The 231-nt window shown below is 40.7% G+C and carries 1 pseudogene; it reads left to right on the top strand.

The features are described from left to right. A pseudogene (locus tag CBI42_RS12120) lies at positions 1–231 on the top strand (VirD4-like conjugal transfer protein, CD1115 family); the annotation flags it as partial.

Raw genomic sequence — 231 nt, 5'->3', positions numbered from 1 at the left:
TTCAAGCAGAGTTGATGCTGCAACGTGCATTGATTGGTTATCTCTATTTTGACTCTAAGGATCCTGAAACTGGAGTCCAGTTATATGTGCCAAACCTGGGTCACGTTGCGGATCTATTAAGAAATATGTATCGAGAGGATCCAGATGTACCAAGTCCTGTCGAGCAGATGTTTGAAGAACTGAACGAACATCAACCTAACAACTATGCTTATAAACAGTGGAAATTATTCC

This window comes from Streptococcus sp. KR (genome assembly GCF_002238115.1).
Classification (GTDB): Bacteria; Bacillota; Bacilli; order Lactobacillales; family Streptococcaceae; genus Streptococcus.
The sequence above is the reverse complement of the archived record's forward strand: the minus strand, read 5'-3'. Positions and strand labels throughout refer to the sequence as shown.